Origin of the sequence: Nocardioides sp. BE266 (assembly GCF_031457855.1) — a bacterium.
Taxonomy (GTDB): domain Bacteria; phylum Actinomycetota; class Actinomycetes; order Propionibacteriales; family Nocardioidaceae; genus Nocardioides.
On record NZ_JAURTI010000004.1, the window covers coordinates 630,063 to 656,880 of the forward strand.

The following is a 26,818-nucleotide window of genomic DNA, read 5'->3' on the forward strand; positions in this document are numbered from 1 at the left end:
CACCTCGTCGTCGAGGAGGGGCGGGGTCAGTGGTGGGTCAGCGGTGGCGCACCATGTTGACCACGCCGATCATCCGGCCCTGGGGGTCGCGGGTGATGGCGATGCCGGCGCGGCGGGCGCGCGGGCTGAGCAGGATGGCGCGGTGGCCGGGGGAGTCGAGCCACAGCTGGACCATCGCGGCGGGCGTCAGGCCCGAGCCGCGGACGAGGGTCTCGCCGGCCCAGGAGTTGTCACACTTCTCGATGACCTCGTTCTGGTCACGGTGCTCGAACAGGCCGGTGCGGGCGATGCGCTGGCCCCACTGCTCGGCGAGCCGGTCGGTGCAGGCGTCGACGCTGCGGATCGCCTCCAGACCGTTGGCGGAACGCGCCTGGTTGATCTCGGTCAGGAGCCGGTCCTCGAGGCCGTTCATCGACGCGGGCGCCTTGGCGCTGCGCACGGCCTGCGGGGCGGCCTGGGCGCTGACGGGCACGGCGACCAGCACCGCTACGGCGACGCCGAGGGTGGCCAGGAGAGAGAGAAGTCGGTGCTGCACGGGGTTCCTCCAGGGAAGATCCGCGGTCGGGGGTCAGTGCGAATCTTGATGGAATCTTTGAAGATTCTCACTTGATAGTACGACGAAGGTGTGCTGTTCGGCTATTTGTGGAGCGTCCGAGGACGACTCGCCGCACGCTTCGTCAACTTTCGTCGCGAAAGCACCCGACAACCGTCTGGAGGAATGAAAACGGTTCGGGCGAGGCCGCATGAGCGGAATGACGAAAGAAGGCCCCTCTGGTCTGGACCGCGAGGGGTCCGGACCAGAGGGGCCTTCCGGGGCCTGCGCCGCCCTGTCCGGGCGGCGGGGCTCAGTGCTGGTAGGTGCCGTGGATGATCGCGCGACCGAGCGTCTTGAACGCGAGGTTGAAGGAGACGACCGCGTTGGACGCGGAGTCGTCGACACCGAGGGTGGCGTCCTGCACGGCGTGCACGACGAAGAAGTAGCGGTGCGGCTGGTCGCCCTCCGGCGGCGCAGCGCCCATGAAGCCGGCCTCGCCGCCGTCGTTGCGGACGTGGAAGGCGTTGCCCGGCAGGTCGCCGGACGCGGCCCCGGTGTCGAGGGAGGTGACGTCCGCCGGGACGTCGACCAGGCACCAGTGCCAGAAGCCGCTCGGCGTCGGGGCGTCGGGGTCGAAGCACGTGATGACGAAGGACTGCGTGCCCTCGGGCGCACCCGACCAGCTCAGCTGGGGCGAGGTGTTGCCCTTGTCGGCCACCTGGTCGTCCTTGAGCGGCGCACCGTCGGTCACATCGTCACTGGTGACGGTGAAGGACGCGGTCACCGGGAGGTAGTCGTAGGGGTTCGGGCTGACGGGTCGCTCGATGCTCATTCCTCGAACCTAGCGATCGGGACCACACCGGGGGTAGGGACAATGAGCCAATGACCGACCACAGCTCCCCGGCGGCCCATCCCTACCTGGCGGGGCTGGTGCTCACCGGCCGGAAGGTGGTCGTCGTCGGCGGTGGGCACGTCGCCCAGCGCCGGGTGCCCTCGTTCCTGGGCGCGGGAGCGGCCGTCACGCTGGTGAGCCCCGAGGTGACCCCGGCCCTCGAGGGCCTGGCCGGTGAGCTGACCCTCGTGCTGCGCGACTTCACCGAGACCGACCTCGACGGTGCCTGGTACGTCGTCGCGGCGACCGACGACCCCTGCGTGAACGCGCGCGTGGTCGCGGCGGCCGAGGCGCGCCACACCTTCTGCGTGCGCGCCGACGACGCCCTCGGCGGCACGGCATGGACCCCCGCCGTCGGCCACCACGGCAGCGTGACGGTGGGTGTGCTCGGCAACCGCGAGCCGCGGAAGTCCGCGGCCCTGCGCGACGACATCGTCACCGCCCTGCGCGACGGTCACCTCACCGCCTCCGACGCCCTCGACCGCACCCCGGGAGTGGTGCTCGTCGGCGGCGGACCCGGCGAGCCGGAGCTCGTCACCGTCGCCGCCCGCCACGCGCTCGCCTCGGCCGACGTGGTCGTGGCCGACCGGCTGGCCCCGCGCGAGCTCCTCGACGAGCTCGGCCCGCACGTCGAGCTGATCGACGTCGCCAAGCTCCCGCGCGGCCGCTCGGCGTCGCAGGACTACATCAACGAGGTGATCGTCGACCGGGCCCGCGCCGGCAAGCGCGTCGTACGGTTCAAGGGCGGCGACAACTTCGTCTTCGGCCGGGGCTACGAGGAGCTGCTCGCCTGCGCGGCCGCTGACGTGCCGGTCACCGTCGTACCCGGCCTCACCTCGGCGATCGCCGTCCCCGCACGCGTCGGCATCCCGGTGACGCACCGCGGCGTGGCGCACGAGTTCACCGTGATCTCCGGCCACATCCCGCCCGGCCACCCCGACTCGCTGGTCGCGTGGGACGCGGTCGCGCGGATGCGCGGCACCGTCGTGCTGCTGATGGCGGTCGACAACGCTCCGAAGATCGCCGAGGCGCTCGTCGCGGGCGGACGGCCCACCTCCACGCCCGTGGGCGTGATCGTCGACGGCACGATGCCGACCGAGCGGACCGTGCTCTCGACGCTCGGGTCGCTGGCCGACGACCTGGCCGCCCACAAGGTGGTGCCGCCGGCGATCATCGTCATCGGCGACGTGGTCGCCGTGGCGCGCCCCGAGCACTACGCCGATCGCGGGCCGGCGCGTGGCTGAGCGCGTCGACCTCTCCGACCCCGACGACCCGCGCCTCGCCGACTACCGCGACCTGCGCGACGTCGAGCTCCGCAAGACCCTCGAGGCCGAGCACGGCCTCTTCCTCGCCGAGGGGGAGAAGGTCGTCCGCCGTGCGGTCGAGGGCGGCTACGAGGCCCGCTCCTTCCTGATGGCGCCGCGGTGGCTCGAGGGCCTCGGCGACGTGCTCGCCACGAGCGGCGGCCCCTGCTACGTCCTGTCCGAGGAGCTGATCGAGCAGGTGACCGGCTTCCACGTGCACCGTGGTGCGCTGGCGTCGCTGCACCGCCGCCCGCTCCCGCCGGTGGAGGACGTGCTCGAGGGAGCCCGCTCCGTGCTCGTGCTGGAGGACCTGGTGGACCACACCAACGTCGGGGCGATCTTCCGCTCCGGCGCGGCCCTGGGCTTCGACGCCGTGCTCCTGGCCCCGCGGTGCGCCGACCCGCTCTACCGCCGCTCGATCAAGGTCGGCATGGGCGCCGTCTTCAGCACGCCGTGGACCCGCCTGCCCGACTGGTACGACGCCCTCCCGGACCTCTCCCGCCGTGGGTTCACCACGGTCGCCCTCACCCTGTCGTCCGACTCGGTCCCGATCGAGGACGCCGTGGCCGGGGTCGAGCGCCTCGCCCTGGTCCTCGGCTCGGAGGGCCACGGGCTGTCCCCGCGCTGGGAGGCCTCTGCCGACCGCCGCGCGATCATCCCGATGCGAGCCGGCATCGACTCCCTCAACGTCGCCGCGGCCACCGCGGTCGCCTGCTACGCCGCCGCCCGCCGCTGATCGGGGTCGTCCCGATGGGACGTGTTGCGATGTGAGCGTCCGGGCGATCGCATCGCAACACGTACGTCAGCCGCGCCGGCGCAGCGCCTCGTGGAGCACGATCGACCCGGCGACCGCGGCGTTGAGCGAGGAGGCAGTGCCCACCATCGAGATGCTGACGACCTCGTCGCACGCCGCCCGCCAGCCCGAGGAGATGCCGTGCGTCTCGTTGCCGACCACGATGACGAGTCGCCCGTCGAGGGTCGCGTCGGACAGCCCGGTGCCGTGCTCGTCGGTGCCGACGATGCGGTAGCCGTTGGCGTGGGCCCACTCCACGACCGGGCCGTGGCCGGGCACCCGCAGCACGGTCAGCGCGAAGAGCGAACCGGTGCTGGCGCGGACGGCCTGCGGGTCGTACGGGTCGGCCGCGTGGCCGGTGACGACCAGTGCGGACGCGCCGAACGCGTCGGCCGAGCGGGCGAGGGTGCCGATGTTGCCGGGGCTGGTGGGCCGGTCGAACACGACGACCGGGCCGTGTGGCCGCGCGGAGTCGGCCAGCCGCGCGACCCCGTCGTCCGGCAGCTCGACGACGGCGACGAGCTCGGCGCCGTCCTTGCCGCTGAGCCGGGCGTGCAGGTCGGGGGAGAGGACGACCCGCTCGGCGTGGGTGGTGAACCACAGTGCGTCGGACCAGGACGACGTCACACCGTCGGCGCGCAGGAGGGCGCGGACGGTCCACCCCTCCTCGATCGCGCGGGTGATCGGGCGGACGCCCTGCACGAGGAACTCGCGGTTGCGGTGGCGCTTGGACCTGTTGGTCAGGAGCGCCTCCCACTGCTGGAAGCGGGCGTTCTCGCGGGTGATCCGGAGATCGTTCATGCCTCGGCGGGCCAGGTGAGCGGGTAGTCCTCGGCCGCGGCGTCGTGCTTCTTGGCCAGCCGCTTGCGCGACTTGGCCGAGAGCCGGTCGCCGAAGACGGTGCCGAGGGTGTGGTCGGTCTCGTGCTGGAGACACCGGGCGAGCAGCCCGTCGCCCTCGAAGCTCACCGGCTCCCCGTCGAGCCCGGTGCCGTCGACCCGCGCCCAGTCGGGACGGGCGCAGGGCTCGAACGAGCCCGGGAAGGAGAGGCAGCCCTCGTCGTCGTCCTCGAGGTGCCGGTCCTTGCCCTCGGGCAGCGTCAGCACGGGGTTGCACACCAGTCCGACGGTGCGCACGCCCTCGTCGTCGGGGCAGTCGAAGACGAACATCGCCACGTCCTCGCCGATCTGGCAGGCGGCGAGGCCGACCCCGTCGGCGGCGTACATGGTGGCCACCATGTCGGCGGCGAGCGTCGCGAGGGCGTCGTCGTACGACGTCACGAGCTGTTGCGGCGCGTGCATGACGGGCGTGCCCCACCGCGTGATCGGGCGCACCGTGCCACCCTCGGGGAGTGGGCCGTGCGGCGCCCGGGCGTCTGGCTGGGCGTCGGTCTGCTCGTCGGGCATGCGGTGGATCCTAGCGAGGAGGTGAGTCGTGACCGGCACCACGGGGCGACCTCTGGCCAAAGGTGTAACTCAGAGTTACAGTTTGGTCATGTCCATCATGAACAGCCTCCGGCCGGGCGGTCGCAACGGGTTGTCCTCCCGGGAGACCCGCGACCCCATCGGCCTCGCCGTCGCCGCCGTCAACCGGCTGGCGCAGAGCGACCTGATCGACCGCGTCGGGCTGCGCCGGCAGACCGAGCAGGTCGTCTACTCGACCACGCGCAACGGATTCCGCGCGGCCACCGTCGCGGGCCGCACCTTCGCCCGGGCCGGCCGGCGCACCGCGGGCGAGCGACCGGCCAGCGCCGAATCGCGCGGCCTGTTCGACCTGACCCCGACCGAGGACGAGCAGATGCTCGTCGACGTCGTCGAGGAGCTGGCCAGCGAGGTGCTCCGACCGGCAGCCGCCGAGGCCAACGAGGCATGCGCCGCGCCGGCCGAGGTGCTCGAGGCGGCCCAGGAGGTCGGGCTGCCCGGCCTCGGGGTGCCGGAGTCGCTCGGCGGCATCATGGAGGAGCGCTCGGCCATGGCCGGCACCCTCGTCGCCGAGGCCCTCGCCAAGGGCGACATGGGCCTGGCCGTCGCCGCCCTCGCGCCCGGAGCGGTCGCCACCGCGATCGGCCTCTGGGGCACCGAGGCCCAGCAGCAGACCTACCTCCCCGCGTTCACCGGCAACGACGTCCCGGTCGCCGCCCTGACGATCGCGGAGCCGACGGTGCTCTTCGACCCGTTCACGCTCGCCACCACCGCGCTGCGCGACGGTGACGGGTTCGTCCTCGACGGCGTGAAGTCCGCGGTCGTCCGCGGAGCCGAGGCCGAGCTCTTCGTGGTCGCAGCGATGCTCGACGGCACTCCGGCGCTCTTCCTCGTCGAGGCGGGCACCGACGGCCTCGAGGTCGAGGCCGACCCGTCGATGGGCGTCCGGGCCGCCGCACTCGCCCGCCTGCACCTCACCGGCGTACGCGTCGGGGCCGACGCGCTGCTCGGCGACACCGACGGCACGGCCTACACTGAGTGCGTACGCCTCTCGCGCCTCGCGTGGTGCGCCCTTGCAGTGGGCACGGGCCAGGCAGTGCTCGACTACGTCAAGGACTACGTCAACGAGCGGCAGGCCTTCGGCGAGCCGGTCAGCCACCGGCAGTCGGTCGCCTTCATGGTCGCCGACATCGCGATCGAGCTGCAGGCGATGCGGCTGCTGACGTGGAAGGCCGCCTCGCGCGCCACCCGCGGCAAGGACTTCGCCCGCGAGGTGGGCCTGGCCCGCCAGCTCTGCACGGAGAAGGGCATGAAGATCGGCCTCGACGGCGTCCAGCTGCTCGGCGGGCACGGCTTCGTGAAGGAGCACCCGGTCGAACGGTGGTACCGCGACCTGCGGGCCGTCGGCGTGATGGAAGGCGCGGTGATTGTCTGATGATCAACCTCGAGACCCCGAAGAAGCAGGCCGCGCTCATCGACCAGGCCCACCAGCTGGCGATGAACATGCTGCGCCCGATCTCGCGCAAGTACGACCGCGCCGAGCACGAGTACCCCAAGGAGCTCGACATGCTCGCCGCGCTGATCGACGGCGTGAGCGAGACCGGTGCCAGCGGCGGCGCCGGAGCCGGTGGCGTACGACGTGACGAGAAGCCCGGCGACTCCGACCGGGTGCGCAACGGGGCCAACCTGGCCTCCGCCCTCTCGATCGCCGAGATGTGCTGGGGCGACACGGCGCTGCTGCTGTCGATGCCGCGCCAGGGCCTGGGCAACTCCGCCATCGCCTCGGTGGCCAACGAGGAGCAGCTCGCCCGCTACGCCGGCACGTGGGCCGCGATGGCGATCACCGAGCCCGGCACGGGCTCCGACTCCGCCAACATCACCACGACCGCGGTGCTGGACGGCGACGAGTACGTCCTCAACGGCGAGAAGATCTTCGTCACCTCCGGCGACCGCGCCGACAGCGTGGTCGTGTGGGCCACCCTCGACAAGGCGCAGGGCCGGGCGGCGATCAAGTCGTTCCTGGTCCGCAAGGACAACCCCGGCCTCAAGGTGGAGCGGCTCGAGCACAAGCTCGGCATCCGCGCGTCCGACACCGCGGTGATCACCTTCACCGACTGCCGGGTGCCGGCCGAGGACCTGCTCGGCTCACCCGAGATCGACACCAAGTCGGGCTTCGGCGGCGCGATGGCGACCTTCGACAACACACGCCCGCTGGTCGCCGGCATGGCCGTCGGCTGCGCCCGCGCGTCGCTCGACCTCACCCGCGACCTGCTCGAGCAGGCGGGCGTGGTCATCGACTACGACAAGCCGGCGCAGTCGCAGAGCGCGGCCGCCGCGAAGTTCCTCCAGCTCGAGGCCGACTGGGAGGGCGCAAAGCTGCTGATGATGCAGGCGGCGTGGATGGCCGACAACCGCAAGCCCAACTCGCTCGAGGCCTCGATGGCCAAGGCCAAGGCCGGCCGCGTCGGCTCCGACGTGACGCTGTCGTGCGTCCAGCTGTGCGGCACGCTGGGCTACAGCGAGGCCGAGCTGCTGGAGAAGTGGGCCCGCGACTCCAAGATCCTCGACATCTTCGAGGGCACCCAGCAGATCCAGCAGCTGATCGTGGCCCGCCGGATCCTCGGGCTGACCAGCTCCGAGCTGCGCTGACAGACGCACGAAAGCCCCTCCCGGACATCTCCGGGAGGGGCTTTCGGGCTTCGTGGTCAGGCGGACTTGTAGGGGTCGTGCTGGGCGAGGATCTTCTCGAGGCGGGCGGCGTCGAGGCGGTTGATCGTGGTGTTGTCCTCCTGCATGTCGCGCACGACCTTGGCGAGCGTGAAGGTGGAGGTCACCAGGTAGAGGGTGCCGAGGGCCATGAAGCCCTTGATCCACGGGTCGGCCTCCATGAAGTAGACGGCGACCAGCATCGCGAAGAGCGAGGCGCCGAAGGAGATCGCGGCCTGGGCGGCGAAGGCGGTGGTGTTCTTGGCGGCGGAGTCGGTCTTGGTAGGCATGGCAGAAGCGTGCTCCGCGCAACGCCTGCGGGAATCTGCCGAACTACCCGATCGCTCCTGAGTACGAGCACTCCACCTGCACCGGTACGTTCGGGCCATGCTCGACCCGACGCCCGACCAGCCCGCCCACATGTCGCCGGAGGAGTTCCGCCGTCAGGGCCATGCCGCCATCGACTGGATCGCCGACTACTGGGCCTCCCTCGACGACCTGCCCGTGCGTGCTCAGGTCGCCCCCGGTGACGTACGACGACAGCTTCCCGCGTCGGCACCGGAGGACGGCGAGCCGTTCGACGCCGTGCTGGCCGACCTCGACCGCATCGTCGTACCCGGGCTGACGCACTGGCAGCACCCGCGGTTCTTCGCTTACTTCCCGGCCAACTCCTCGCCGGCCGCCATCCTCGGCGACCTCCTCTCCAGCGGGATCGGCGCGCAGGGGATGATCTGGGCGACCAGCCCGGCGGTGACCGAGGTCGAGCAGGTCGTCATGGACTGGTTCGCCGAGGCGCTGGGGCTGCCGGAGGCGTTCCGCAGCGACGGCCCGGGCGGCGGCGTCATCCAGGACACGGCCTCGACCGCGACCTTCACCGCGCTGCTCTCCGCGCTGCACCGCGCCAGCGGGGGAGACGCGCGGGTGCACGGCGTCGGCGACCAGGGCTGGCGCGTCTACGGCTCCACGCAGGCCCACTCGTCGCTGGTGAAGGCCGCGATGATGGCCGGCGTCGGCGAGCAGGCGGTCCGCACGATCGAGGTCGACCCTGCCACCCAGGCGATGGACGTCGACGCGCTGCGCGACGCGGTCGTCGAGGACGTCGAGGCGGGTCTCCGGCCGGTCATGGTCCACGTGGCGGCGGGCAGCACCTCGACCGGCGCGATGGACGATGTCGCGGCCGTCGCGGAGGTCGTGCGCGAGTGGGGCGTCTGGCTCCACGTCGACGCCGCCTGGGCCGGGGTCGCGGCGGTCTGCCCCGAGCACCGCGACCACCTCGCCGGGGTGGAGGCTGCCGACTCGTTCGTCACCAACCCGCACAAGTGGCTGCTGACGACCTTCGACTGCAGCACCTTCTGGGTGCGCGACCGGTCGGCGCTGACGGGCGCCCTCTCGATCCTCCCGGAGTACCTCCGCAACGCCGCGACCGAGTCCGGCGAGGTCGTCGACTACCGCGACTGGCACCCGCAGCTCGGTCGCCGGTTCCGCGCGATCAAGCTCTGGGCCGTGCTGCGGACCTACGGCCTCAACGGGCTCCGTGCGCACGTGCGCAGCGGCGTCGCGCTGGCGGAGCACGTGGCCGACCTGGTGCGCGCCGACGACCGCTTCGAGATGGTCACCGAGCCGTCCCTGTCGCTCGTGGTCTTCCGCCTGCGGGCCGGCGACGACCAGACGCTGGCTGCGATGGAGGCGGTCAACGCCTCGGGCGAGGCCTACCTCTCGCACACGACGGTCAACGGCCGAGCGGCCATCCGGGTCGCGGTCGGCAGCTGGCGCACGACCCGGGCCGACGTCGACCGCACGTGGCGCGCGCTGCAGGAGGCGGCTGCCGCTTGATCCCGATCCTGGGTGTCGGCGCGATCCACCGCCCTTGCAATGGCCCTCCATCCGGGAGGCGACGGCGGGCGCGAGGTTCATCGACGCCCAGGAGGACCTCGACCTGTTCGCGCTGCGGGCTGCGGCCGCGGAGACTGCCGGGGTCCGCCGCGTAGAGTCACCCCACGTGCAGTTCCTCCACGACGCCCCCGGGCACGACCTGACCTACGACGACGTCTTCATGGTGCCCCGGCACTCGACCGTGGCCAGCCGCTACGACGTCGACCTGGCCACCTCCGACGGCACCGGCGCGACCCTGCCGCTCGTGGTCGCCAACATGACGGCGATCGCCGGCAAGCGGATGGCCGAGACCGTCGCGCGACGCGGCGGCATCACGGTCATCCCGCAGGACATCCCGATCCCCGTCGTCGCCGACGTGGTCGCGTGGGTCAAGCGGCGGCACACCGTCTTCGACACCCCGATCGAGCTGCGCCCCGACCAGACGGTCGCCGAGGCCCTGTCGCTGATGCCGAAGCGCGCCCACAAGGCCGCCGTCGTCGTGCAGGACGGCCGCCCGGTCGGCGTGGTGTCCGAGGCCGACTGCGCCGAGGTCGACCGGTTCGCCCAGGTCGCGTCGGTGATGAACCCCGCCGTCGTGACCGTCTCGGCGACCACCGACCCCCGCGAGGTGTACGACGCCATCGAGCGCGCCAAGGCGCCCCTGGCCGTGGCGGTGTCCGAGACGGGCGAGCTGGTCGGCGTGCTGACCCGTCTCGGTGCGCTGCGGGCCACGCTCTACACGCCGGCCGTGGACGCATCCGGTGGGCTCCGGATCGCCGCTGCCGTCGGGGTCAACGGCGAGGTGGCCGACCGCGCCGCCGAGCTCCTCGACGCCGGCGTCGACTGCCTCGTCGTGGACACCGCGCACGGCCACCAGGACCGGATGGTCCAGGCGCTGCAGGCGGTCCGCGCCCTGTCGCCGACCGTCCCGATCGCCGCCGGCAACGTGGTCTCCGCCGAGGGAACCCGCGCGCTGATCGAGGCAGGCGCCGACATCGTCAAGGTCGGCGTCGGACCGGGCGCCATGTGCACCACGCGGATGATGACCGGCGTCGGCCGGCCGCAGTTCTCCGCCGTGGTCGAGTGCGCTGCCGCGGCGCGCGAGCTCGGCAAGCACGTGTGGGCCGACGGGGGAGTGCGGCACCCGCGTGACGTCGCGCTCGCGCTGGCCGCCGGCGCCTCGTCGGTGATGATCGGCTCCTGGTTCGCCGGCACCCACGAGTCGCCCGGCGACCTCATGCACGACGCCGACGGACGTCCGTTCAAGGTGTCCTTCGGGATGGCCTCGGCCCGCGCGGTGGCCAACCGCACCGCGGGCGAGTCGTCGTACGACCGGGCCCGCAAGGGGCTCTACGAGGAGGGAATCTCGTCCTCGCGGATGTACCTCGACCCGCAGCGACCGGGCGTGGAGGACCTCATCGACCAGATCTGCTCCGGCGTGCGATCGTCGTGCACCTATGCCGGTGCGCGCGACCTCGTCGAGCTCCACGAGCGGGCGCTGGTGGGCGTCCAGTCGGCCGCCGGCTTCCACGAGGGCCGTCCGCTCGAGAAGTCCTGGTGAAGGACATGCAGCACGTCTTCGTGATGACCTACGGCAGGTCGGGATCGACCCTGCTGATGGGCATCCTCAACTCGATCCCCGGGTGGCTGCTGCGCGGCGAGAACCGCCACGCCATGCGGCACCTCTACGACTTCCACCGCAGCGGGCTGTCCGAGAAGGCACGGGTCGACCCCGAGCGCGCGAGCCAGCCCACGCACCCGTGGTTCGGCATCGAGGGCTTCCCCGAGGTCGCGTCGTTGCAGCACATCCGCTCGCTCGCCGAGGCGACGCTGCTGCGTCCCGAGCACGACACCCGGGTCACCGGCTACAAGGAGATCCGCTGGTACGACGCCGACCTCCCCGACTACGTGGACTTCCTGCGCCAGGTCTTCCCGGGCGCGCGGTTCGTGGTCAACACGCGCCACCTGCCCGACGTCGCGGCCAGCAACTACTGGACGCACAAGGACGACCCGCTGTCCCAGGTGCAGGCGATCGAGGACAAGATCCTCGCGACCGCTGAGGGGCTCGGCGACGCGGCCTACCGGGTCCACTACGACGACTACGTCGCCGACCCGGAGGTGCTGCGCGGGCTGTTCGACTGGCTGGGTGAGGTCTACGACCAGAACCGCATCGAGTCCGTGATGGCCACCCCGCACTCGCGGATCGGCAAGCACCGGTGAGGTCAGGACATCCCTGACGGGTCTGTGAGAAAGTGCGCCCATGATCATCAACCCCGGAAGCCACGACAAGCAGGGTCCGTGGGACCCGGACGAGAAGAAGAAGTACTTCGACCTGCGCTACTTCTGGGTGCTGATGCCGGCCCTCGTGATCATGGTCGGCCTGATGGCGGTCAGCGGAGCGTTCGGAGACTGACGCACGTCAGCGCGAGGTGTTCGCCGTACGCCCCTTCGTTACGCCGACGAACGCCTGGGTGACCTCGTCGTCGCGCTCGACCTTCCAGACGAGCGCGACGGTGGTCGGCTCGAGGTCGGAGACGACGCGGGTGACCACGTCCTTGCGCTGGTGGAGGCGGGCGACCGACATCGGGAGGATGACGACCCCGGTGCCGGCGGCGACCGTCTCGATCGCCTCCTGCTCGGTCATCGGCGGCCAGTCGAGCTGCTCGGCGGTCGGCACCCAGCCGCTGGAGTGGGGGCGCACGAGCTGCTCGTCGACGAGGTCTGCTGTGGTGACCTCCTCGTCGGCCGCGGCCAGGACGTGCTCGCGGGAGGCCACCGCGACCTGGAGCTCGTCGTAGAGCCGCACCTGGTGCAGGCCGTCGCGGTCGACGGGCAGCCGGACGATCGCCATGTCGAGGCTGCCGTCGCGCACGCCGTCGAGCTGGTCGGCCTCCGTGGTCGGCACCAGGTGGAGCGACTCCTTGCGCCAGTCACGCCAGTGCCGCGCCCACTTGTCGGGGGTCGAGCCGGTCACGAATCCGACGCGGAGAGGGGCGATCATGCGAGCGACCCTACGACGTGGCCGCCGTCAGGCCTCCGGGTCCCGCTCCACGGCGAGCACGAAGTCGTCGCCGTGCTCGGTGACACCGGTGATGACGGCCGCCTCGACGGCCTCGATGGCGTACTTGCGGCGCACGACCATCGGGTCCTGGCCGAGGTCCTTCACCAGTGCCGCGGCGAGACCCACCATGATCAGGACGAACGGCAGGGCCGCGATCACCGTGATGGTCTGGAGGCCGCTGAGCGCGTCCTCGCCGCCGACGAGCAGCATGACCGCAGCGACCGCACCGGTCGCGACACCCCAGAAGATCACCGTCGGCCGGCTCGGGTGGATGGTGCCGCGCTCGGAGAGCGAGCCCATCACGATCGAGGCGGCGTCGGCGCCGGAGACGAAGAAGATGCCGACCAGGACCATCACCACGATGCTGGACACGGTGGCCAGCGGGTAGGCCTCGAGGGTGCTGAAGAGCTGCTGCTCCAGGCCGCCGGCGCCGGCGATGTCGGTGCCGTTCTTCTGCAGGTCGATCGCCGCGCCGCCGAAGATGCAGAACCACACGACGCTGACCAGGCTCGGCACGAGCAGCACGCCGGTGACGAACTGGCGGATGGTGCGGCCGCGGGAGATGCGGGCGATGAACATGCCGACGAACGGCGTCCAGGACAGCCACCAGGCCCAGTAGAAGACGGTCCAGCTGGACAGCCAGTCGCTGGTCTCGGCGCCCTCGGCGGCGGTGCGCGCGGCCATCATCGGGAGGTCGGCGACGTAGCTGCCGATCGAGGTCGGCACGAGGTTGAGGATGAAGACGGTCGGGCCGACGATGAAGACGAAGAGGGCGAGGGCGACGGCGAGCACCATGTTGATGTTCGAGAGCCACTGGATGCCCTTGGCGACGCCGGAGACGGCGGACAGCACGAACGCAGCGGTGAGGACGGCGATGATGCCGACCAGGACGGCGTTGCCGGTGTCGCCGATGCCGGCGACGATCTGCAGGCCCGACTCGATCTGGAGCGCGCCGAGGCCGAGCGAGGTGGCGGAGCCGAAGAGCGTGGCGAAGATGGCGAACATGTCGATCGCCTTGCCGCCGAGGCCGTGGGCGTGGTGGCCCAGGATCGGCTCGAAGGCCGAGCTGATCAGCTGGAGGCGGCCCTTGCGGTAGACGCCGTACGCCACTGCGAGGCCGACGACGGCGTAGATCGCCCACGGGTGGAGGGTCCAGTGGAACATCGTGGTGGCCATCGCGGTCTGCGCGGCCTCCGGGTTGCCGGCATCACCCGTGCCGGGCGGGGGCGTGACGAAGTGGGTGATGGGCTCGGAGACGCCGTAGAACATCAGGCCGATGCCCATGCCGGCGCTGAACATCATCGCGACCCACGAGATCGTCTTGAACTCCGGCTCCTCGTCGTCGCGCCCGAGCGGGATGTTGCCGAACTTGCCGAGCGCCAGCCAGATCACGAACACCACGAACGCGCTCGAGGTCAGCACGAAGAGCCAGCCGGTCTTCTCCATCGTCCACGCCAGGCCGCTCGCGGAGGCGTCGGCGAGGCTGTCGGTGCTGACGAAGCCCCACACCAGGAAGGCCAGGCTGACGAGCGCCGTCACGCCGAAGACGACCTTGTCCAGGCCGGTCTCGCGGGGCGCGGTCGGCTCGATCGCGGCGTCGAGGGCGGGGTGGACGTCGATCGTGGGCAGGTCGGGTGTGGGCAGGTCGCGGGGATGTTCGATTCCTGTGGCCATCTCTCGACAAGATCAAGAATCTTGGCGTCGAGCAACCTGAGCCGGGAGTTCCTCGCTCACGCAGTGAGAAGACCCACAGAGTCAGCGGGTACGGGACGCCAGCGCCAGGCCCCATGACCGGGCGCGGTCGAGCTCGCCGTCGGCCAGCGGGCCGGGGGAGTCGTCGACGTAGAAGGACGCCGTGTCGACGACCTCGCCGACGTGGTGGCGTCCGGCGAGCTTCGCGGCGGCCCGGGCGGCGGACCCCGGCAGCCTCCGGACCTGGGTGACCCGGGTGTCGAAGGTGGCGACGGCGGGTCGGACCTCCCCCACGGGGAGGGACCCGAGCCACTCGCGGATGCCGACTGCTTCGTGGCCGGGCTCGGCACCCTGGCGGTGTGCATCCTGCCGGGTGGTGGCGCGGCTCATCGAGAAGGCGTGGGTCGGACCGCCGACCACGAGCAGGTCGACGTCGGCCGGCAGCGGTGACGGTGCCGCACCGACGTCGACGACCGTGACCGGGCCGGCAGCACCGGCCAGCAGGCCCTCGGCGATGGCCTCGGCCACCTGCCGGGTGTTGCCCCAGTGGGACTCGTGGACGACCAGGGTGCTCATCGTGCGCTCCGTTCTGTGTGGAAGGACCTGAGCCAGAGCGCCGACAGCCAGGCGCTGGCCGCGAGGAGGACGAGGCTCGGCCCGGCATCGTGGCCGAGATGGACGTCCGTGCCGGACGCGAGGGCCACGACCGGCCCAGCCCAGAGGGCGGTGAAGAGGGTGAGGATCTTGAGCATCGCGACCGCAGCGAGCGAGGGGCCAGCTGCGCGCCCCCGCAGCAGCAGGGTCCCGACGGCGGCCAGCGCCGGGAGCACGAGGGCGAGGTCGAGGTAGAAGATCGGGTACGGCGTGCCGCCGATGCCCTCGGGCTCCGGCCGGTCGCCGCCCAGCGCGAACGGCACCAGTGCGGACAGCCAGAGTCCGGCGAACAGGACCGCGGTGACGACCAGCACCCAGCCCGTGGTGCGGACCAGGCGCGGCGACGCGGTGGTCGGGAACGGGCGCTGCAGCAGGTCGTGCAGCCCGCCGAGGAGGCCGGCCGCGGAGAGGCCGACGATCAGGACGTACACCAGGAACATCCGGTTCATCGGCACGCCGGTCACGTAGATCAGGTAGCTGTAGAGGAGGTACGCCAGCAGGCCGAGCCTGGCCAGGTGGGCGGCGGGCCTCTCCAGCGGGCGGAGCACCAGGAGCACCAGCAGGCCGGCGACCGCGATGCTGCAGGCGTCCTGCGCGCGTGCCGACAGGACGGTCGCGTCGGGGAGGTCGCGGTAGGGCGTGGTCGCGAGGAGCCCGTAGAGGGACGAGGCGAGCACGGCGGTGGACAGCGCGACGCTCGACCAGAGGGTCGTGGGCGTGCGGGCGACGCTGCCCGCCCCGACCGCCTCTGCGGGTCGGGGCACGGGCACGCGAGGAGACACCGGCGGATGGCCAGTCGGCGCGGGCGGCCGGCACCAGCAGCGCGAGCGCGGGCACGCTCCAAATCCAGAAGCCGAAGCCGAACGCCATCAGCAGGACGTGGAAGGCGATCACGCCGGCCCACCCGGCTCGCACCGCGGGCCCGCCGCGGAGGAGCAGCACGCCGAGGGTCACCTCGCCGCCGGCCAGCAGCAGGATCCACACCAGCGGGTGTGCCATCACCACGCCGTGCCAGACCGAGGTGACGAACGACCAGTAGGCACCGTCCGCGAAGGTCCGGTAGACCTGCGGGTCGGCGACCACGAGCCCCGCGTTGATGCCGCCCATCACCAGGTAGAAGCCTCCGACGAAGCGACGTACGGACGCGGCGCGCGTGCTTGTCGGTCGGGTCGCGGCGACAGCTGCCCTCGGCTGTGACATCGTGCTCATCGGAGTGCCTCCTGCCTCACCACCAGCCTCCGCCGGAGCGGTGCGGGGGTGCAGGGGCGATGGTCGCCGGTGGCGGTGACCTAGGTCCCGGGCTTGCCGGCGTCGGCGTAGGACGAGACGACCGAGACGTTGAGCGGGAAGTCGAGGTCGACGCGACGGAAGAGCAGCGACCCGGCCGTCGCCGCGGCAGCTGTGACCTCGGCGGTGACGGCCTCGGCCAGGTCGGCCCTCGCGTGCACGACGACCTCGTCGTGGAGGAAGAAGACCAGGTGCGGTCGCGCGTCGACCGGGCCGTCGTCCGCCAGGCGCCACAGCCGGTTGCGCAGGTCGGCGATCCAGCAGGAGGCCCACTCGGCCGCCGTTCCCTGCACGACGAAGTTGCGGGTGAAGCGGCCGTAGGCCCGACGGTGCCGGTCCTGGTCGGTGAGGTCGGCAGGCGGCGCATCGGGAGACTCGTCCCACGAGCCGCCGAGGGCCGGGCACCCGCGGCCGAGCAGCGTGCGCACGACCTGGCCCCGCTCGCCGGCCCGCGCCGCCTCCTCGACCAGGCCGAAGGCCGCGGGGTAGCGGCGGTTGAGGTCGGCGAGCATCCGGCCGCTCTCGCCGCTCGTGGCGCCGTACATCGCGCCGAGCAGGCCGAGCTTGGCGTCCTGCCGGGTCTTCACGGCGCCGTCGTCGACCATCCCCTGGTAGAGGTCGGCACCGCGGGCCGCGCGGGCCAGGGCCCGGTCGCCGCTCATCCCGGCGAGGATCCGCGGCTCGAGCTGCGCCACGTCGGCCACCACGAGCACCCAGCCCTCGTCGGCGACGGCGGCCGAGCGCACCTGCACCGGGAAGGACAGCGCACCACCGCCGTTGGACGACCACCGCCCGGTGGCCGACCCGGCGGGCTGGTAGACGGGCCGGAAGCGGCCGCCGCTGACCCACTCGTCGATCCACGCCCACCCGTTGGTCTGGAAGAGGTGGGCGAGCTTCTTGTAGCGCAGCAGCGGCTCGGTCACCGGGTGCTCGACGGCCCGCAGCGTCGAGGCCCGCGTGTCGGGCACGTCGACGTCGTTGCGGCGGAGGGCGGCGATGAGGTCGGGCCGGGAGTCGGGGTTGAGCGCGGGGGCGGACAGCAGGCGGCGTACTTCGCCGGCGAGGTCCTCGAGCAGCCGCGGCCGGGCGCCGCGCGGAGGTCGCGGTCCCAGCAGGTCGGTCAGGAGCGCCTCGTGCAGGTCGACGCGCCACGGCACCCCGGCGTAGGTCATCTCGGCCGCCGCGAGCGCACTGGCGGACTCGGCCGCGACCAGCAGCCGGAGCCGGACGGCCTCCGGGGACGCAGCGATCGCCGTCAGCTGCCGGTCGTCCTCGGCGTCGGCGCTGAGGTGCTCGGCCGCGTCGTCGGCGCTGAACAGCACGGGCTCGGTCGCGACCGCCGGTCCGAGCCGGTCCCACTGCTGCGACTCGGGCCCGGCCAGGAGGCTCGGGTCCACCTCGGGTGCGCGCCGGAGCAGGTGGTGGCACAGCCGCAGGTCGTGGCAGCGCGCGACGCGCACGCCTGCCGCCAGCAGGTCCGGGTACCACCGGGCGGTGTCGTCCCACACCCAGCGCGGGGCGTCCGCCTGCTCGCGCCCGATGACGTACGCCGCCAGGTCGGCGAGGTCGACCTCGTGCGAGGCGCTGTCCTCGCTCACCCGCACCCGCTCGCCCGGGAGGCGGGAGAGCTGGACCCGGGTCATGGGGACACCTTCTCCCACGCCACCGACGCTCCGCTGGACCGACGCAGTTCCCTAGGGTGCTCGCATGCCGACCGATCCGCGCGGGCTCCGGGGTGACGCGCCGCTGCTCGACGCCTGGCTGCGCTTCCGAGAGCAGCCGCCGACGCCGTTCACGATCCCCGGGCACAAGCAGCGCACGGACCTGGTCGGCGACGTCGTCGCCGGCGACGTGCCGCTCTACGCCGGGCTCGACACGATGAAGCTCACCACCGGCGTCCTCAGCGAGGCGGAGCGCCGCGCCGCGCTGCTGTGGGGTGCCGACGTCTGCCGGTTCTCGGCCGGCGGCGCGACCCACGCCAACCAGGCGGTCGCGCTCTCCGTGGCCGACGACGGCGACACGGTGGTCGTCAGCCGGACGCTGCACCGGTCGATGCTGCTCGGGCTCGTGCTCGCCGGGCTCACGCCCGTGTGGGTGCGGCCCGAGGTCGACCCCGGGACCGGGCTGCCGCTCGGCGTCGCCCCGGAGACCGTACGACGTGCGCTGGAGGCCCATCCAGAGGCGCGGGCCGTCTTCGTCGGCGACCCGTCCTACGTCGGCACGGTCGGTGACGTCGCCGGCCTGGCCGACGCCGCGCACGACCACGGCGTGCCGCTGGTCGTCGACGCGGCCTGGGCCGCGCACTTCGGCTTCCACCCGGACCTGCCCCGCCACCCGCTCCAGCTCGGCGCGGACGTGATGGTCACCAGCGCGCACAAGACCCTTCCCGCCTGGAGCCAGGCCGCCCTGGTCCTCGCCCGCACGGATCGGGTCGACCCGGCGCGGCTGGACGCCGGAGTCGAGGCCACCGCGACCACTTCCCCGGCCGGCGCGATCCTGGCCAGCACTGATGCAGCCCGAGCCCTGCTCGAGCGGGACGGCGAGGAGCTCCTCGGTGCGGCGATCGAGGCGACCCGGACCGCGCGTGAACGTCTCGCCTCCGTCGACGGGCTCGCCGTGCTCGACGGTCCGGGCGTCGACCCGCTCAAACTCACAGTCGTCCTCTCGGGCAGCGGGGCCGACGGCAACGCGGTCGAGCAGGACCTCCTCGCGGCCGGCCTCCCGGTCGAGTCCGCCGACCGCGACGTCCTCGTCGCGATCGTCTCGCTGGCCGACACCGCCGACACCGTCGGCGCCCTGGCCGACGCCGTGATCCGCTCGGTCGAGCACCGTCGCGGCGTCGCCCGGGAGGTCGCCGGGCCTGCCGCCTACCGCGTCGAGCCGGTGGCCGACCTACCTCCCCGGCGGGCGTTCTTCGCCGCAGCCGGGAGCGTCCCGCTCGAGGGGGCGGTCGGCCGGACGAGTGCCGAGCTGGTCGCGCCGTACCCGCCCGGGATCCCGGTCCTGGCGCCGGGGGAGCGCGTCACCGCTGAGACGCTCGAGGCGCTGGCCCACGCCCGCGACGCCGGTGTCCGGATCGCCTACGCCGCCGACCCGACCCTCGCCACCCTGCGCGTCACGGCACCGGGGGCGTTGGACGGACCCGGATGATGGTCGCGTGCTGCACCGCCACCCGTTCCTGAGCCTGCTGACCCTCCTCTACCTGGGGTTCGTCGGCCTGGTGACGCTGACCCCGGCTGCGGACCAGCCCGACTACGCGAGCCTCGCGGGACGCATCCTCGCGCGCCTGGAGCGCTACCCCGACCTCGATCCGCTGACCAGCCGGCTGAGCATCGACCGGATCGAGTTCCTCGCCAACATCGGGCTGTTCGTGCCACTCGGGGTCTTCCTCGTCCTGCTCGTCGGGACGCGGCTGTGGTTCGTGGCGCTGGCCGCCGGCATCGTGCTCACCTCGATGATCGAGACGGTCCAGAAGCAGATCCCCGGACGGGTCTCCGACCCCCGCGACGTCGCCGCCAACTCCATCGGCATGCTCGTCGGCATCGCCGTGGCGATCGTGCTCACGCTGCCCGCCACGATGCGCCGCCGGCGTGAACGCGAGCGCGCCCGGGGCTACTGACCCCTAGCGCGCCGCGTGGGCGCGTGCCGCCGCCACGAGGCCGGCCATCAACCCGATCTCGACGCGCGTCTCGGGGTGCCACTGCACGGCCATCCGGAACCTGTCACCCGCGGCCTCCATCGCCTCCAGCGTCCCGTCGGCCGCCCGTGCGACCGCGGTGAACCCCGGGTGCGTCGCCACCGACTGGTGGTGGTGGCAGCCCACCTCGACCTGTGGTCCGACGAGGGTCGCCAGCCGCGAGCCCGGCTCGGTCGCGACGTCGATCGAGCCGTAGACGTCCCCGCCGGGCGAGTGCGTCTCGTGGCCGACGAGGTCGGGCGTGTGCTGGTCGAGCGTCCCGCCCGCGTGCACCGCCATCAGCTGCATGCCGCGGCAGATCCCCAGCACGGGCAGGCCCGCCGCGTCGGCGGCGGTCAGCAGGGCGAGCTCCCAGGCGTCGCGGTCGGGCTGCCAGCCGGCGGTCCGCTCGTGCGGCTCGGCGCCGTACTGCCCGGGGTCGACGTCCGCCCCGCCGGAGATGACGAGCGCGTCGATCCGCGTCACCACCCGCTCGGCGGCTCCCGCCGCGGCGACGGGAGGCAGCAGCAGCGGCACGCCACCCGCAGCCTCCACCGCGGCGGCGTACTCCGTCGGCAGCAGGTCCGCGCGCGTGTCCCAGACACCCCACGCGGCCCGCTGGCGGTACGTCGTCAGCCCGACGAGGGGCGCGTCCATCCGGGCTCCCCTCAGAGCGGGGTGACGTAGGCGCCCGAGATGCCGCCGTCGACGAGGAAGGTGTTCGCGGTCATGAAGCTCGACTCGTCGGAGGCGAGGAAGAGCACGGCGTTGGCCATCTCCTCCGGCTCGCCGAAGCGGCCCATCGGCACGTGCACGAGGCGGCGCGCGGCCCGCTCGGCGTCGCTGGCGAAGAGCTCCTTGAGCAGCGGGGTGTTGACCGGTCCCGGGCACAGCGCGTTGACGCGGACGCCCTCGCGGGCGAACTGGACGCCGAGCTCGCGCGACATCGACAGCACGCCGCCCTTCGACGCCGAGTAGGAGATCTGCGAGGTCGCCGCGCCCATCACGGCGACGAACGACGCGGTGTTGATGATCGAGCCGCGCTTCTGCTCGAGCATGTAGGGGAGCGCGGCCTTGCAGCACAGGTAGACGCTGGTCAGGTTGACCTCCTGCACCTTGCGCCAGGCGTCGAGGTCGGTGTCGAGGATCGAGTCGTCCTCCGGCGGGCTGATGCCCGCGTTGTTGAACGCGATGTCGACCGAGCCGTAGGTGTCCTTCGCGGTCTTGAAGAGCGCGTCCACCTCCTCCTTCGACGTCACGTCGACGTGCACGTAGGTCGCCACGTCGGGTCCGCCGAGCTCGGCGACCAGCGCCTCGCCCGACGCGTCGTCGATGTCGCCGATGACGACCCGGGCGCCCTCCTCGACGAAGCGCCGTACGGTCGCGAGGCCGATGCCGCTGCAACCGCCCGTGACGACGGCCGTGCGGCCCTCGATGCGTCCTGCCATGTCTGTGTGCCTTCTTCCTTCGGTGATCGAGTAGGCCGCGAGGTACGAGCGGCCGTATCGAGATCTGCGTGCGGGGATCAGTGGGCGATGAAGACGTTCTTCTCCTCGGTGAACGCGTCGGGCGCGTCCGGACCGAGCTCGCGGCCGAGGCCGGACTGCTTGTAGCCGCCGAACGGTGTCCAGTAGCGGACCGAGGAGTGGCTGTTGACCGAGAGGTTGCCGGCCTCGACGCGTCGGGCCACGCGGAGCGCGCGGCTGACGTCGGAGGTGAAGATCGAGCCGGACAGGCCGTAGTCGCTGTCGTTGGCCAGCGCGACCGCCTCGTCCTCGTCGTCGAACGGCATCACCGCCACGACGGGCCCGAAGACCTCCTCGCGCCACACCGCCTCGCTGGTGTCGGTGGACTCCACGACCGTCGGCGGCAGCCACCAGCCCGGACCGTCGGGCGCGCTGCCGGTGAAGGCGATGTGCGCGTTGTCGATGTAGGACTGCACGGCGTCGCGCTGGCCCGACGACACCATCGGGCCCATCTCGCTCTGCTCGTCGGCCGGGTCGATGACCTTGAGCGCCCGCACCGCGGTCTCCAACCGCCCCACGAACTCGTCGTACGCCGAGCGCTGCACGAGGATCCGCGAGCGCGCGCAGCAGTCCTGGCCCGCGTTGTCGAAGACGGCGTACGGCGCACTGGCGGCCGCCGCGGGCACGTCGGTGTCGGCGAAGATCACGTTCGCGCTCTTGCCGCCGAGCTCGAGGGTCACCCGCTTCACCTGGTCGGCGCATCCGGCCATGATCCGCTTGCCGACGGTGGTCGAGCCGGTGAAGCAGACCTTGCGGACCAGCGGGTGGGTGACGAAGCGCTCGCCGACGACCGAGCCCTTGCCGGGGACCACGTTCAGCACGCCCTCGGGCAGGCCCGCCTCGATCGCCAGCTCGCCGATCCGGATCGCGGTGAGCGGGGTGAGCTCGGCGGGCTTCAGGACGACGGTGTTGCCAGCGGCGAGCGCCGGTGCGAAGCCCCAGGCCGCGATGGGCATCGGGAAGTTCCAGGGGACGATGATCCCGACCACGCCGAGCGGCTCGTGGAAGGTGATGTCGGTGCCGCCGGGCACCGGGATCTGGCGGCCGAAGAGCCGCTCCGGCGCGGCCGAGTAGTAGTTGAGGCAGTCGCGGACGTTGCCGGCCTCCCACCTCGCGTTGCCGATCGTGTGGCCGGCGTTGAGGACCTCGAGCTGGGCCAGCTCCTCGATGTGGGCGTCGACGATCGCCGCAAAGGCACGCAGCAGCCGCGCCCGCTCGCCGGGCGCGACGTCACGCCAAGCGGCGAACGCGTCGTGCGCCCGCGCGATGACCGCGTCGGCCTCCTCGAGCGAGGCGGACGCGGGGGAGTGGTCCAGCTCCGCGCCGGTGGTCGGGTTGATCAGCAAACTCATGCACGTACTCGCTTCGCTCCGTGCGCGCACGAGGCTCGTGGCGCGCTGTGCTTGATGATTCGCTCGCTTCGCTCGCTCATGAGTTCCTCTCAGAGCCGCTCGAAGCCGCGGACGAGCTCCCAGTCGGTGACGGCCGCGTTGTAGGCGGCCAGCTCGATCGCGGCCATGTTGGCGTAGTGCTCGACGACCTCGTCGCCCAGGGCGGCGCGGGCCGCCTCGGAGGTGAGGAACCGCTCGCGCGCCTCGCCCATCGTGCTGGGCACGCGCGGCTTGTCGGAGGCGTAGGCGTTGCCGGTCAGCTCGGGCTCGAGCTCGAGGCCCTCGTCGATGCCGTGCAGGCCGCCGGCGATCATCGCGGCGAGCGCGAGGTACGGATTCGCGTCGGCGCCGGGGATGCGGTTCTCCATCCGCGCGCCCGCGCCGTGACCGACGAGGCGGACCGCGCAGGTGCGGTTGTCCAGGCCCCAGCCGAGCGTGGTCGGCGCGAACGAGCCGTCGGCGAACCGCTTGTAGGAGTTGATGTTGGGTGCGAAGAACAGCGTGTAGTCGGCTGCCGTGGCGAGCACGCCCGCGATGAAGCTGTCGTAGAGCGGCGTACGGCCTCCGGACTCCTCGTCCCAGAAGACGAGCTCGCCGTCGGCGCCGCGCAGCGACAGGTGGATGTGGCAGGAGTTGCCCTCGCGCTGGTTGGGCTTGGCCATGAAGGTCACCGACTTTCCGTGCTGGGCGGCGATCTCCTTGGCGGCGTTCTTGTAGACGGCGTGGTTGTCGGCCGTCGTGAGCGCGTCGTTGAAGAGGAAGCCGACCTCGTGCTGGCCGAAGTTGCACTCGCCCTTGGCGCCCTCGACGTCGAGCCCGGCGGCGTACATGTGGTTACGGATGTCGCGCAGCAGCGGCTCGACACGGGTGGTGCCGAGGATGGAGTAGTCGACGTTGTACTGGTTGGCCGGCGTGAGGTCGCGGTAGTGCTTGCGCGCGGCGTCCTCGTAGGTGTCGTCGTAGATCACGAGCTCGAGCTCGGTGCCGGCCATCGCGACCATGCCGCGCTCGGCCAGCCGGTCGAGCTGGGCCTTCAGGATCGAGCGCGGGCTCGCCACGACCGGGCGGTGGTCGGTCCACTCCAGGTCGCACTGGACCATCGCCGTCGCCGGCAGCCAGGGGAGCAGCCGGATGGTCTGCTCGTCCATGACGAACTCCATGTCGCCGTAGCCCTGCTCCCACGACGTCATCGCGTAGCCGTCGACGGTGTTCATGTCGACGTCAACCGCCAGCAGGTAGTTGCAGCCCTCGGTGCCGTGGCCGACCACGTGGTCGAGGAAGTAGCGCCCGTGCAGCCGCTTGCCCTGTAGCCGGCCCTGCATGTCGGTGAAGGCGAGCACGACGGTGTCGACCTCGCCGGCGTCGATGCGCTGGCGCAGCGCCTCCATGGTCAGGTGGCGGTCGTTGCGTGTGCTCACGTGGTCTCCCTGGCTGCGGTCGGGCTGCGGTGCGGTCGGGTCAGACGAGCAGGCCGCGCAGCAGCGCGGCCGTGTCGTCGCAGTGGTCCTCCATCACCTTGCGGGCCCGGTCGGGGCGCCCGTTGAGGATGGCGGTGCAGATGAGGTGGTGCTGGCGGTGCGAGTGGCCGATGTTGGGCTCGAGCGCCGGGATGGCGCCGAGCATCGAGTCGAGGGTGGACTGGACGGCCGTGACCGCCTGCTGGAGCAGCGCGGACCCGCTCAGCGACGCGATGGTGAGGTGGAGGCGGGAGTCGGCCTGCCGATGGGCGCGCTTCCCGGACGCGTCGTGCACGGCCGCCTCGGAGGCCGTGAGCCGGTCGCGGTCTGGACCGGTCAGCTCGTGGCTGGCGGCCAGGTGCGCCGCCCCGGGCTCCACGACACGGCGGAACTCGAGGGCGTCGAGCCACTCCGCCTTGGTGGCCGCGGAAACCTTCGCCAACCCGCCCGTGAACCGGCCGCGCGCCTGCGACGTGACCGTGGAACCGCCGCCCCGTCCGCGCCTCGTCTCGACCAGTCCCGCCTGTCGGAGGGCGGCGATCGCCTCGCGCAGCGTCGCGCGGCTCACTGCGAGCCGCTCGGCCAGCTCACGCTCCGGGGGCAGCTGGCTCCCCACGGGGTAGACGCCCAGCCGGATGGCCGTCGCGAGCTGCTCGACACAGCCTTCGAAAGCGTGGTGACCGCGGACCGGCCGGAGCACCGCGGAGGTGAGGTGCTCGTGCGGCTGGGCGGTCATGCGGGTCAGTCTGTTGACGTTCGTCCCTCACGTCAATGGTCGGAGTTCATACCAATTTCTCGGAGTTCTGGGCCGAGGTATTCACAAGCGGGCAAGAGCGGGTCTAGGTTGCCGACGACCCACTGACCTCCGAGAGGTGTGCGCCCATGTCCCCCGAGTCCATCTCCGAGCCACCGGCCCAGCACCACCTGTCCGATGACGAGCAACACCTGGCCAAGCTCGGCTACAAGCAGGAGCTCGCCCGCTCCTGGTCCGGCTTCTCGAACTTCGCGATCTCGTTCTCGATCATCTCGATCCTCGCCGGGTGCCTCACGACCTACGGCGCCGGCATCGCCAACGGCGGCCCGGTCTCGATCTCCTGGTCCTGGCCCATCATCTCGGTCTTCATCCTGATCATCGGCTTCACGATGTCCGAGCTCGTCTCGGCCATGCCGACCTCGGGCGGCATCTACTACTGGGCGTCCAAGCTGGGCGGACCCGCGGCCGGGTTCTTCACCGGCTGGCTCAACCTGATCGGGCTCATCGCCGTGACGGCGTCGGTGGCCTACGGGTGCGCGACCTTCTTCCACCTGACGTTCCTGGCCTGGGGCTGGCAGGACGAGTTCTCGCTGAACACGGTCTTCCTGTTCTTCCTCGTGATCCTCGTGTTCATCACGGTGGTGAACATCTTCTCGAGCCACCTGCTCGCCGTGATCAACAACATCTCGGTGTGGTGGCACGTCGCAGGCGCGGCGTTCCTCGTGCTCGTCCTGATCATCGTCCCCGACCAGCACCTCAGCGTCTCGCAGGTGTTCACCGACACCTACAACGGCTCAGGCTGGTCCGACGGGTCGACGAGCAGCCTGGTCTTCTTCTTCGCGATCATCCCGTTCGGCTTCATCCTCACCCAGTACACGATCACCGGGTTCGACGCCTCGGTGCACCTGTCCGAGGAGACGCAGGGCGCGGCGAAGACGGCGGCCAAGGGCATCTGGCAGTCGATCTTCTACTCGGCCGTCGGCGGCTACATCCTGCTGCTGGCAGTCACCTTCGCGATCCCGCAGGTCGACGGTGCCCCCGACTACGCCAGCATCCCCGCCGGCGGTGTGGCCTACGTCTTCGACGCCGCGCTCGGCTCGACGTGGGGCGGGCTGCTGCTCTTCATCTCGTCGTGCGCCCAGCTGTTCTGCGCGACTGCCTGCCTGACGTCCACCTCACGGATGATGTTCGCCTTCAGCCGCGACCGTGCGGTCCCCGGCTCGCGCTACTGGTCCCAGGTGAACGCCCAGCGCACCCCGGCCAACGCGGTCATCTTCGCGGCGGTCCTCGGCGCGATCATCACGCTCCCGGCGCTGAAGTCGGTCAACGGCATCCCGACCGCGTTCTACGCCGTGACCTCGGTCTCGGTCATCGGCCTCTACTTCTCCTTCGCCGTCCCGATCTACCTGCGCTGGCGAGCCGGCGACTCGTTCGAGGTCGGCAGCTGGAACAACGGCAGCAAGTACAAGTGGATGAACCTCGTCGCCGTGATCGAGATCGTCGTCGTCGGCATCATGCTGATGATGCCGACCTCGCCCTTCGGTGCGCCGTGGCGCGACGAGTTCGACTGGGCCGCGGTGAACTATGCACCGCTCATGGTGCTCGGCGTGCTCCTGCTGCTCCTCCTGTGGTGGCAGGTCTCCGCCAAGACCTGGTTCAAGGGCCCCGTCAAGACGATCGACCAGGACGTCGTCGACGCCTTCGACTGATATGTAGGGCCCCGCTGTCAATGGGCAGGGTGAGGCGCCGCCGGACCGGCGTGGTCTGACGGCGCCTCTCTTGGTCTGGTGCGGTCGT

The 26,818-nt window shown here is 71.7% G+C and carries 26 protein-coding genes; 11 read left to right on the forward strand and 15 right to left on the reverse strand.

Features of this window, described 5'->3' with window-relative positions; genetic code table 11:
- Window positions 1-37 precede the first annotated feature (37 nt).
- Window positions 38-535: a CAP domain-containing protein gene (locus tag J2X46_RS15380; protein WP_310252011.1), complete on the reverse strand. Its 498-nt coding sequence runs from the start codon at window positions 533-535 to the stop codon at window positions 38-40.
- 310 nt (window positions 536-845) lie between these two features.
- Window positions 846-1,367, reverse strand: a complete 522-nt coding sequence (locus tag J2X46_RS15385) for a YbhB/YbcL family Raf kinase inhibitor-like protein (RefSeq protein WP_310252013.1) — start codon at window positions 1,365-1,367, stop codon at window positions 846-848.
- Window positions 1,368-1,417: 50 nt separating this feature from the next.
- On the opposite strand from J2X46_RS15385, the gene cobA reads away from it, so the two are divergent.
- Both cobA and J2X46_RS15395 read left to right on the forward strand, forming a co-directional pair.
- A complete protein-coding gene (cobA, locus tag J2X46_RS15390) occupies window positions 1,418-2,671 on the forward strand; it encodes a uroporphyrinogen-III C-methyltransferase (protein ID WP_310252014.1) in 1,254 nt (417 codons plus the stop codon).
- Complete coding sequence (locus tag J2X46_RS15395) at window positions 2,664-3,467, forward strand: RNA methyltransferase (RefSeq protein ID WP_310252015.1); 804 nt, start codon at window positions 2,664-2,666, stop codon at window positions 3,465-3,467. Before cobA ends, J2X46_RS15395 begins: the two co-directional genes overlap by 8 nt.
- Window positions 3,468-3,533: 66 nt before the next feature.
- On the opposite strand, the gene J2X46_RS15400 is transcribed toward J2X46_RS15395, so the two are convergent.
- Window positions 3,534-4,325 carry a TrmH family RNA methyltransferase gene (locus J2X46_RS15400; protein WP_310252017.1) on the reverse strand — a complete coding sequence of 264 codons (792 nt, stop codon included), beginning with the start codon at window positions 4,323-4,325 and terminating at the stop codon, window positions 3,534-3,536.
- Window positions 4,322-4,930, reverse strand: a complete 609-nt coding sequence (def, locus tag J2X46_RS15405) for a peptide deformylase (protein ID WP_310252019.1) — start codon at window positions 4,928-4,930, stop codon at window positions 4,322-4,324. The genes J2X46_RS15400 and def overlap by 4 nt, the downstream gene beginning before the upstream one ends.
- Before the next feature lie 88 nt (window positions 4,931-5,018).
- Between def and J2X46_RS15410 the strand changes: the two genes are divergently transcribed.
- Window positions 5,019-6,380 (forward strand): acyl-CoA dehydrogenase family protein, encoded by a 1,362-nt coding sequence (locus J2X46_RS15410; protein ID WP_310252021.1) that lies wholly within the window; start codon window positions 5,019-5,021, stop codon window positions 6,378-6,380.
- The gene (locus tag J2X46_RS15415) at window positions 6,380-7,594 is read left to right on the forward strand and encodes an acyl-CoA dehydrogenase family protein (RefSeq protein WP_310252023.1); all 1,215 of its coding nucleotides are present in this window, start codon (window positions 6,380-6,382) and stop codon (window positions 7,592-7,594) included. Before J2X46_RS15410 ends, J2X46_RS15415 begins: the two co-directional genes overlap by 1 nt.
- 56 nt (window positions 7,595-7,650) lie before the next feature.
- On the opposite strand, the gene J2X46_RS15420 is transcribed toward J2X46_RS15415, so the two are convergent.
- Window positions 7,651-7,941 carry a YiaA/YiaB family inner membrane protein gene (locus J2X46_RS15420; protein ID WP_310252027.1) on the reverse strand — a complete coding sequence of 97 codons (291 nt, stop codon included), beginning with the start codon at window positions 7,939-7,941 and terminating at the stop codon, window positions 7,651-7,653.
- A gap of 97 nt (window positions 7,942-8,038) precedes the next feature.
- On the opposite strand from J2X46_RS15420, the gene J2X46_RS15425 reads away from it, so the two are divergent.
- From J2X46_RS15425 to J2X46_RS15440, 4 genes are all read left to right on the forward strand, one after another.
- The gene (locus tag J2X46_RS15425; RefSeq protein ID WP_310252028.1) at window positions 8,039-9,484 is read left to right on the forward strand and encodes an aminotransferase class V-fold PLP-dependent enzyme; all 1,446 of its coding nucleotides are present in this window, start codon (window positions 8,039-8,041) and stop codon (window positions 9,482-9,484) included.
- 166 nt (window positions 9,485-9,650) lie between these two features.
- On the forward strand, window positions 9,651-11,084 hold the full coding sequence (locus J2X46_RS15430) for a GuaB1 family IMP dehydrogenase-related protein (RefSeq protein WP_310252091.1): 1,434 nt from the start codon (window positions 9,651-9,653) through the stop codon (window positions 11,082-11,084).
- 5 nt (window positions 11,085-11,089) lie between these two features.
- Complete coding sequence (locus tag J2X46_RS15435) at window positions 11,090-11,743, forward strand: sulfotransferase (protein WP_310252093.1); 654 nt, start codon at window positions 11,090-11,092, stop codon at window positions 11,741-11,743.
- A 40-nt stretch (window positions 11,744-11,783) separates the two neighbouring features.
- Entirely contained in the window at window positions 11,784-11,936 is a 153-nt protein-coding gene (locus J2X46_RS15440) for a hypothetical protein (RefSeq protein ID WP_310252030.1), read from the forward strand.
- A gap of 6 nt (window positions 11,937-11,942) precedes the next feature.
- Here the strand turns inward: J2X46_RS15440 and J2X46_RS15445 are convergent, their stop codons facing one another.
- The 5 genes from J2X46_RS15445 to J2X46_RS15465 all read right to left on the reverse strand — a co-directional run bounded on the left by J2X46_RS15445 (window position 11,943) and on the right by J2X46_RS15465 (window position 17,860).
- Complete coding sequence (locus J2X46_RS15445; protein WP_310252031.1) at window positions 11,943-12,524, reverse strand: LysR substrate-binding domain-containing protein; 582 nt, start codon at window positions 12,522-12,524, stop codon at window positions 11,943-11,945.
- Between the two features lie 27 nt (window positions 12,525-12,551).
- A complete protein-coding gene (locus tag J2X46_RS15450; protein ID WP_310252033.1) occupies window positions 12,552-14,258 on the reverse strand; it encodes a BCCT family transporter in 1,707 nt (568 codons plus the stop codon).
- Window positions 14,259-14,339: 81 nt separating this feature from the next.
- The gene (locus tag J2X46_RS15455) at window positions 14,340-14,852 is read right to left on the reverse strand and encodes a hypothetical protein (protein ID WP_310252035.1); all 513 of its coding nucleotides are present in this window, start codon (window positions 14,850-14,852) and stop codon (window positions 14,340-14,342) included.
- Complete coding sequence (locus J2X46_RS15460) at window positions 14,849-15,694, reverse strand: hypothetical protein (protein ID WP_310252036.1); 846 nt, start codon at window positions 15,692-15,694, stop codon at window positions 14,849-14,851. Before J2X46_RS15460 ends, J2X46_RS15455 begins: the two co-directional genes overlap by 4 nt.
- Window positions 15,695-16,219: 525 nt before the next feature.
- Entirely contained in the window at window positions 16,220-17,860 is a 1,641-nt protein-coding gene (locus J2X46_RS15465) for a bifunctional 3'-5' exonuclease/DNA polymerase (protein WP_310252038.1), read from the reverse strand.
- A gap of 64 nt (window positions 17,861-17,924) precedes the next feature.
- On the opposite strand from J2X46_RS15465, the gene J2X46_RS15470 reads away from it, so the two are divergent.
- Together J2X46_RS15470 and J2X46_RS15475 are read left to right on the forward strand one after the other, a co-directional pair.
- Window positions 17,925-19,367 carry an aminotransferase class V-fold PLP-dependent enzyme gene (locus J2X46_RS15470; RefSeq protein ID WP_310252040.1) on the forward strand — a complete coding sequence of 481 codons (1,443 nt, stop codon included), beginning with the start codon at window positions 17,925-17,927 and terminating at the stop codon, window positions 19,365-19,367.
- Window positions 19,368-19,374: 7 nt separating this feature from the next.
- Window positions 19,375-19,836, forward strand: a complete 462-nt coding sequence (locus J2X46_RS15475) for a VanZ family protein (protein WP_310252042.1) — start codon at window positions 19,375-19,377, stop codon at window positions 19,834-19,836.
- 3 nt (window positions 19,837-19,839) lie between these two features.
- Here J2X46_RS15475 and J2X46_RS15480 read toward each other — a convergent pair whose 3' ends face one another.
- From J2X46_RS15480 to J2X46_RS15500, 5 genes are all read right to left on the reverse strand, one after another.
- Window positions 19,840-20,550 carry a gamma-glutamyl-gamma-aminobutyrate hydrolase family protein gene (locus J2X46_RS15480; RefSeq protein WP_310252044.1) on the reverse strand — a complete coding sequence of 237 codons (711 nt, stop codon included), beginning with the start codon at window positions 20,548-20,550 and terminating at the stop codon, window positions 19,840-19,842.
- Between the two features lie 11 nt (window positions 20,551-20,561).
- Window positions 20,562-21,341: a 3-oxoacyl-ACP reductase gene (locus J2X46_RS15485; protein ID WP_310252045.1), complete on the reverse strand. Its 780-nt coding sequence runs from the start codon at window positions 21,339-21,341 to the stop codon at window positions 20,562-20,564.
- Window positions 21,342-21,418: 77 nt separating this feature from the next.
- The gene (locus J2X46_RS15490) at window positions 21,419-22,771 is read right to left on the reverse strand and encodes an aldehyde dehydrogenase family protein (protein ID WP_310252047.1); all 1,353 of its coding nucleotides are present in this window, start codon (window positions 22,769-22,771) and stop codon (window positions 21,419-21,421) included.
- A gap of 89 nt (window positions 22,772-22,860) precedes the next feature.
- A complete protein-coding gene (locus J2X46_RS15495; protein WP_310252048.1) occupies window positions 22,861-24,228 on the reverse strand; it encodes a glutamine synthetase family protein in 1,368 nt (455 codons plus the stop codon).
- Window positions 24,229-24,268: 40 nt separating this feature from the next.
- Window positions 24,269-25,003, reverse strand: a complete 735-nt coding sequence (locus J2X46_RS15500; protein ID WP_310252050.1) for an FCD domain-containing protein — start codon at window positions 25,001-25,003, stop codon at window positions 24,269-24,271.
- A gap of 146 nt (window positions 25,004-25,149) precedes the next feature.
- On the opposite strand from J2X46_RS15500, the gene J2X46_RS15505 reads away from it, so the two are divergent.
- Entirely contained in the window at window positions 25,150-26,730 is a 1,581-nt protein-coding gene (locus J2X46_RS15505; protein ID WP_310252052.1) for an amino acid permease, read from the forward strand.
- Window positions 26,731-26,818: the final 88 nt, after the last annotated feature.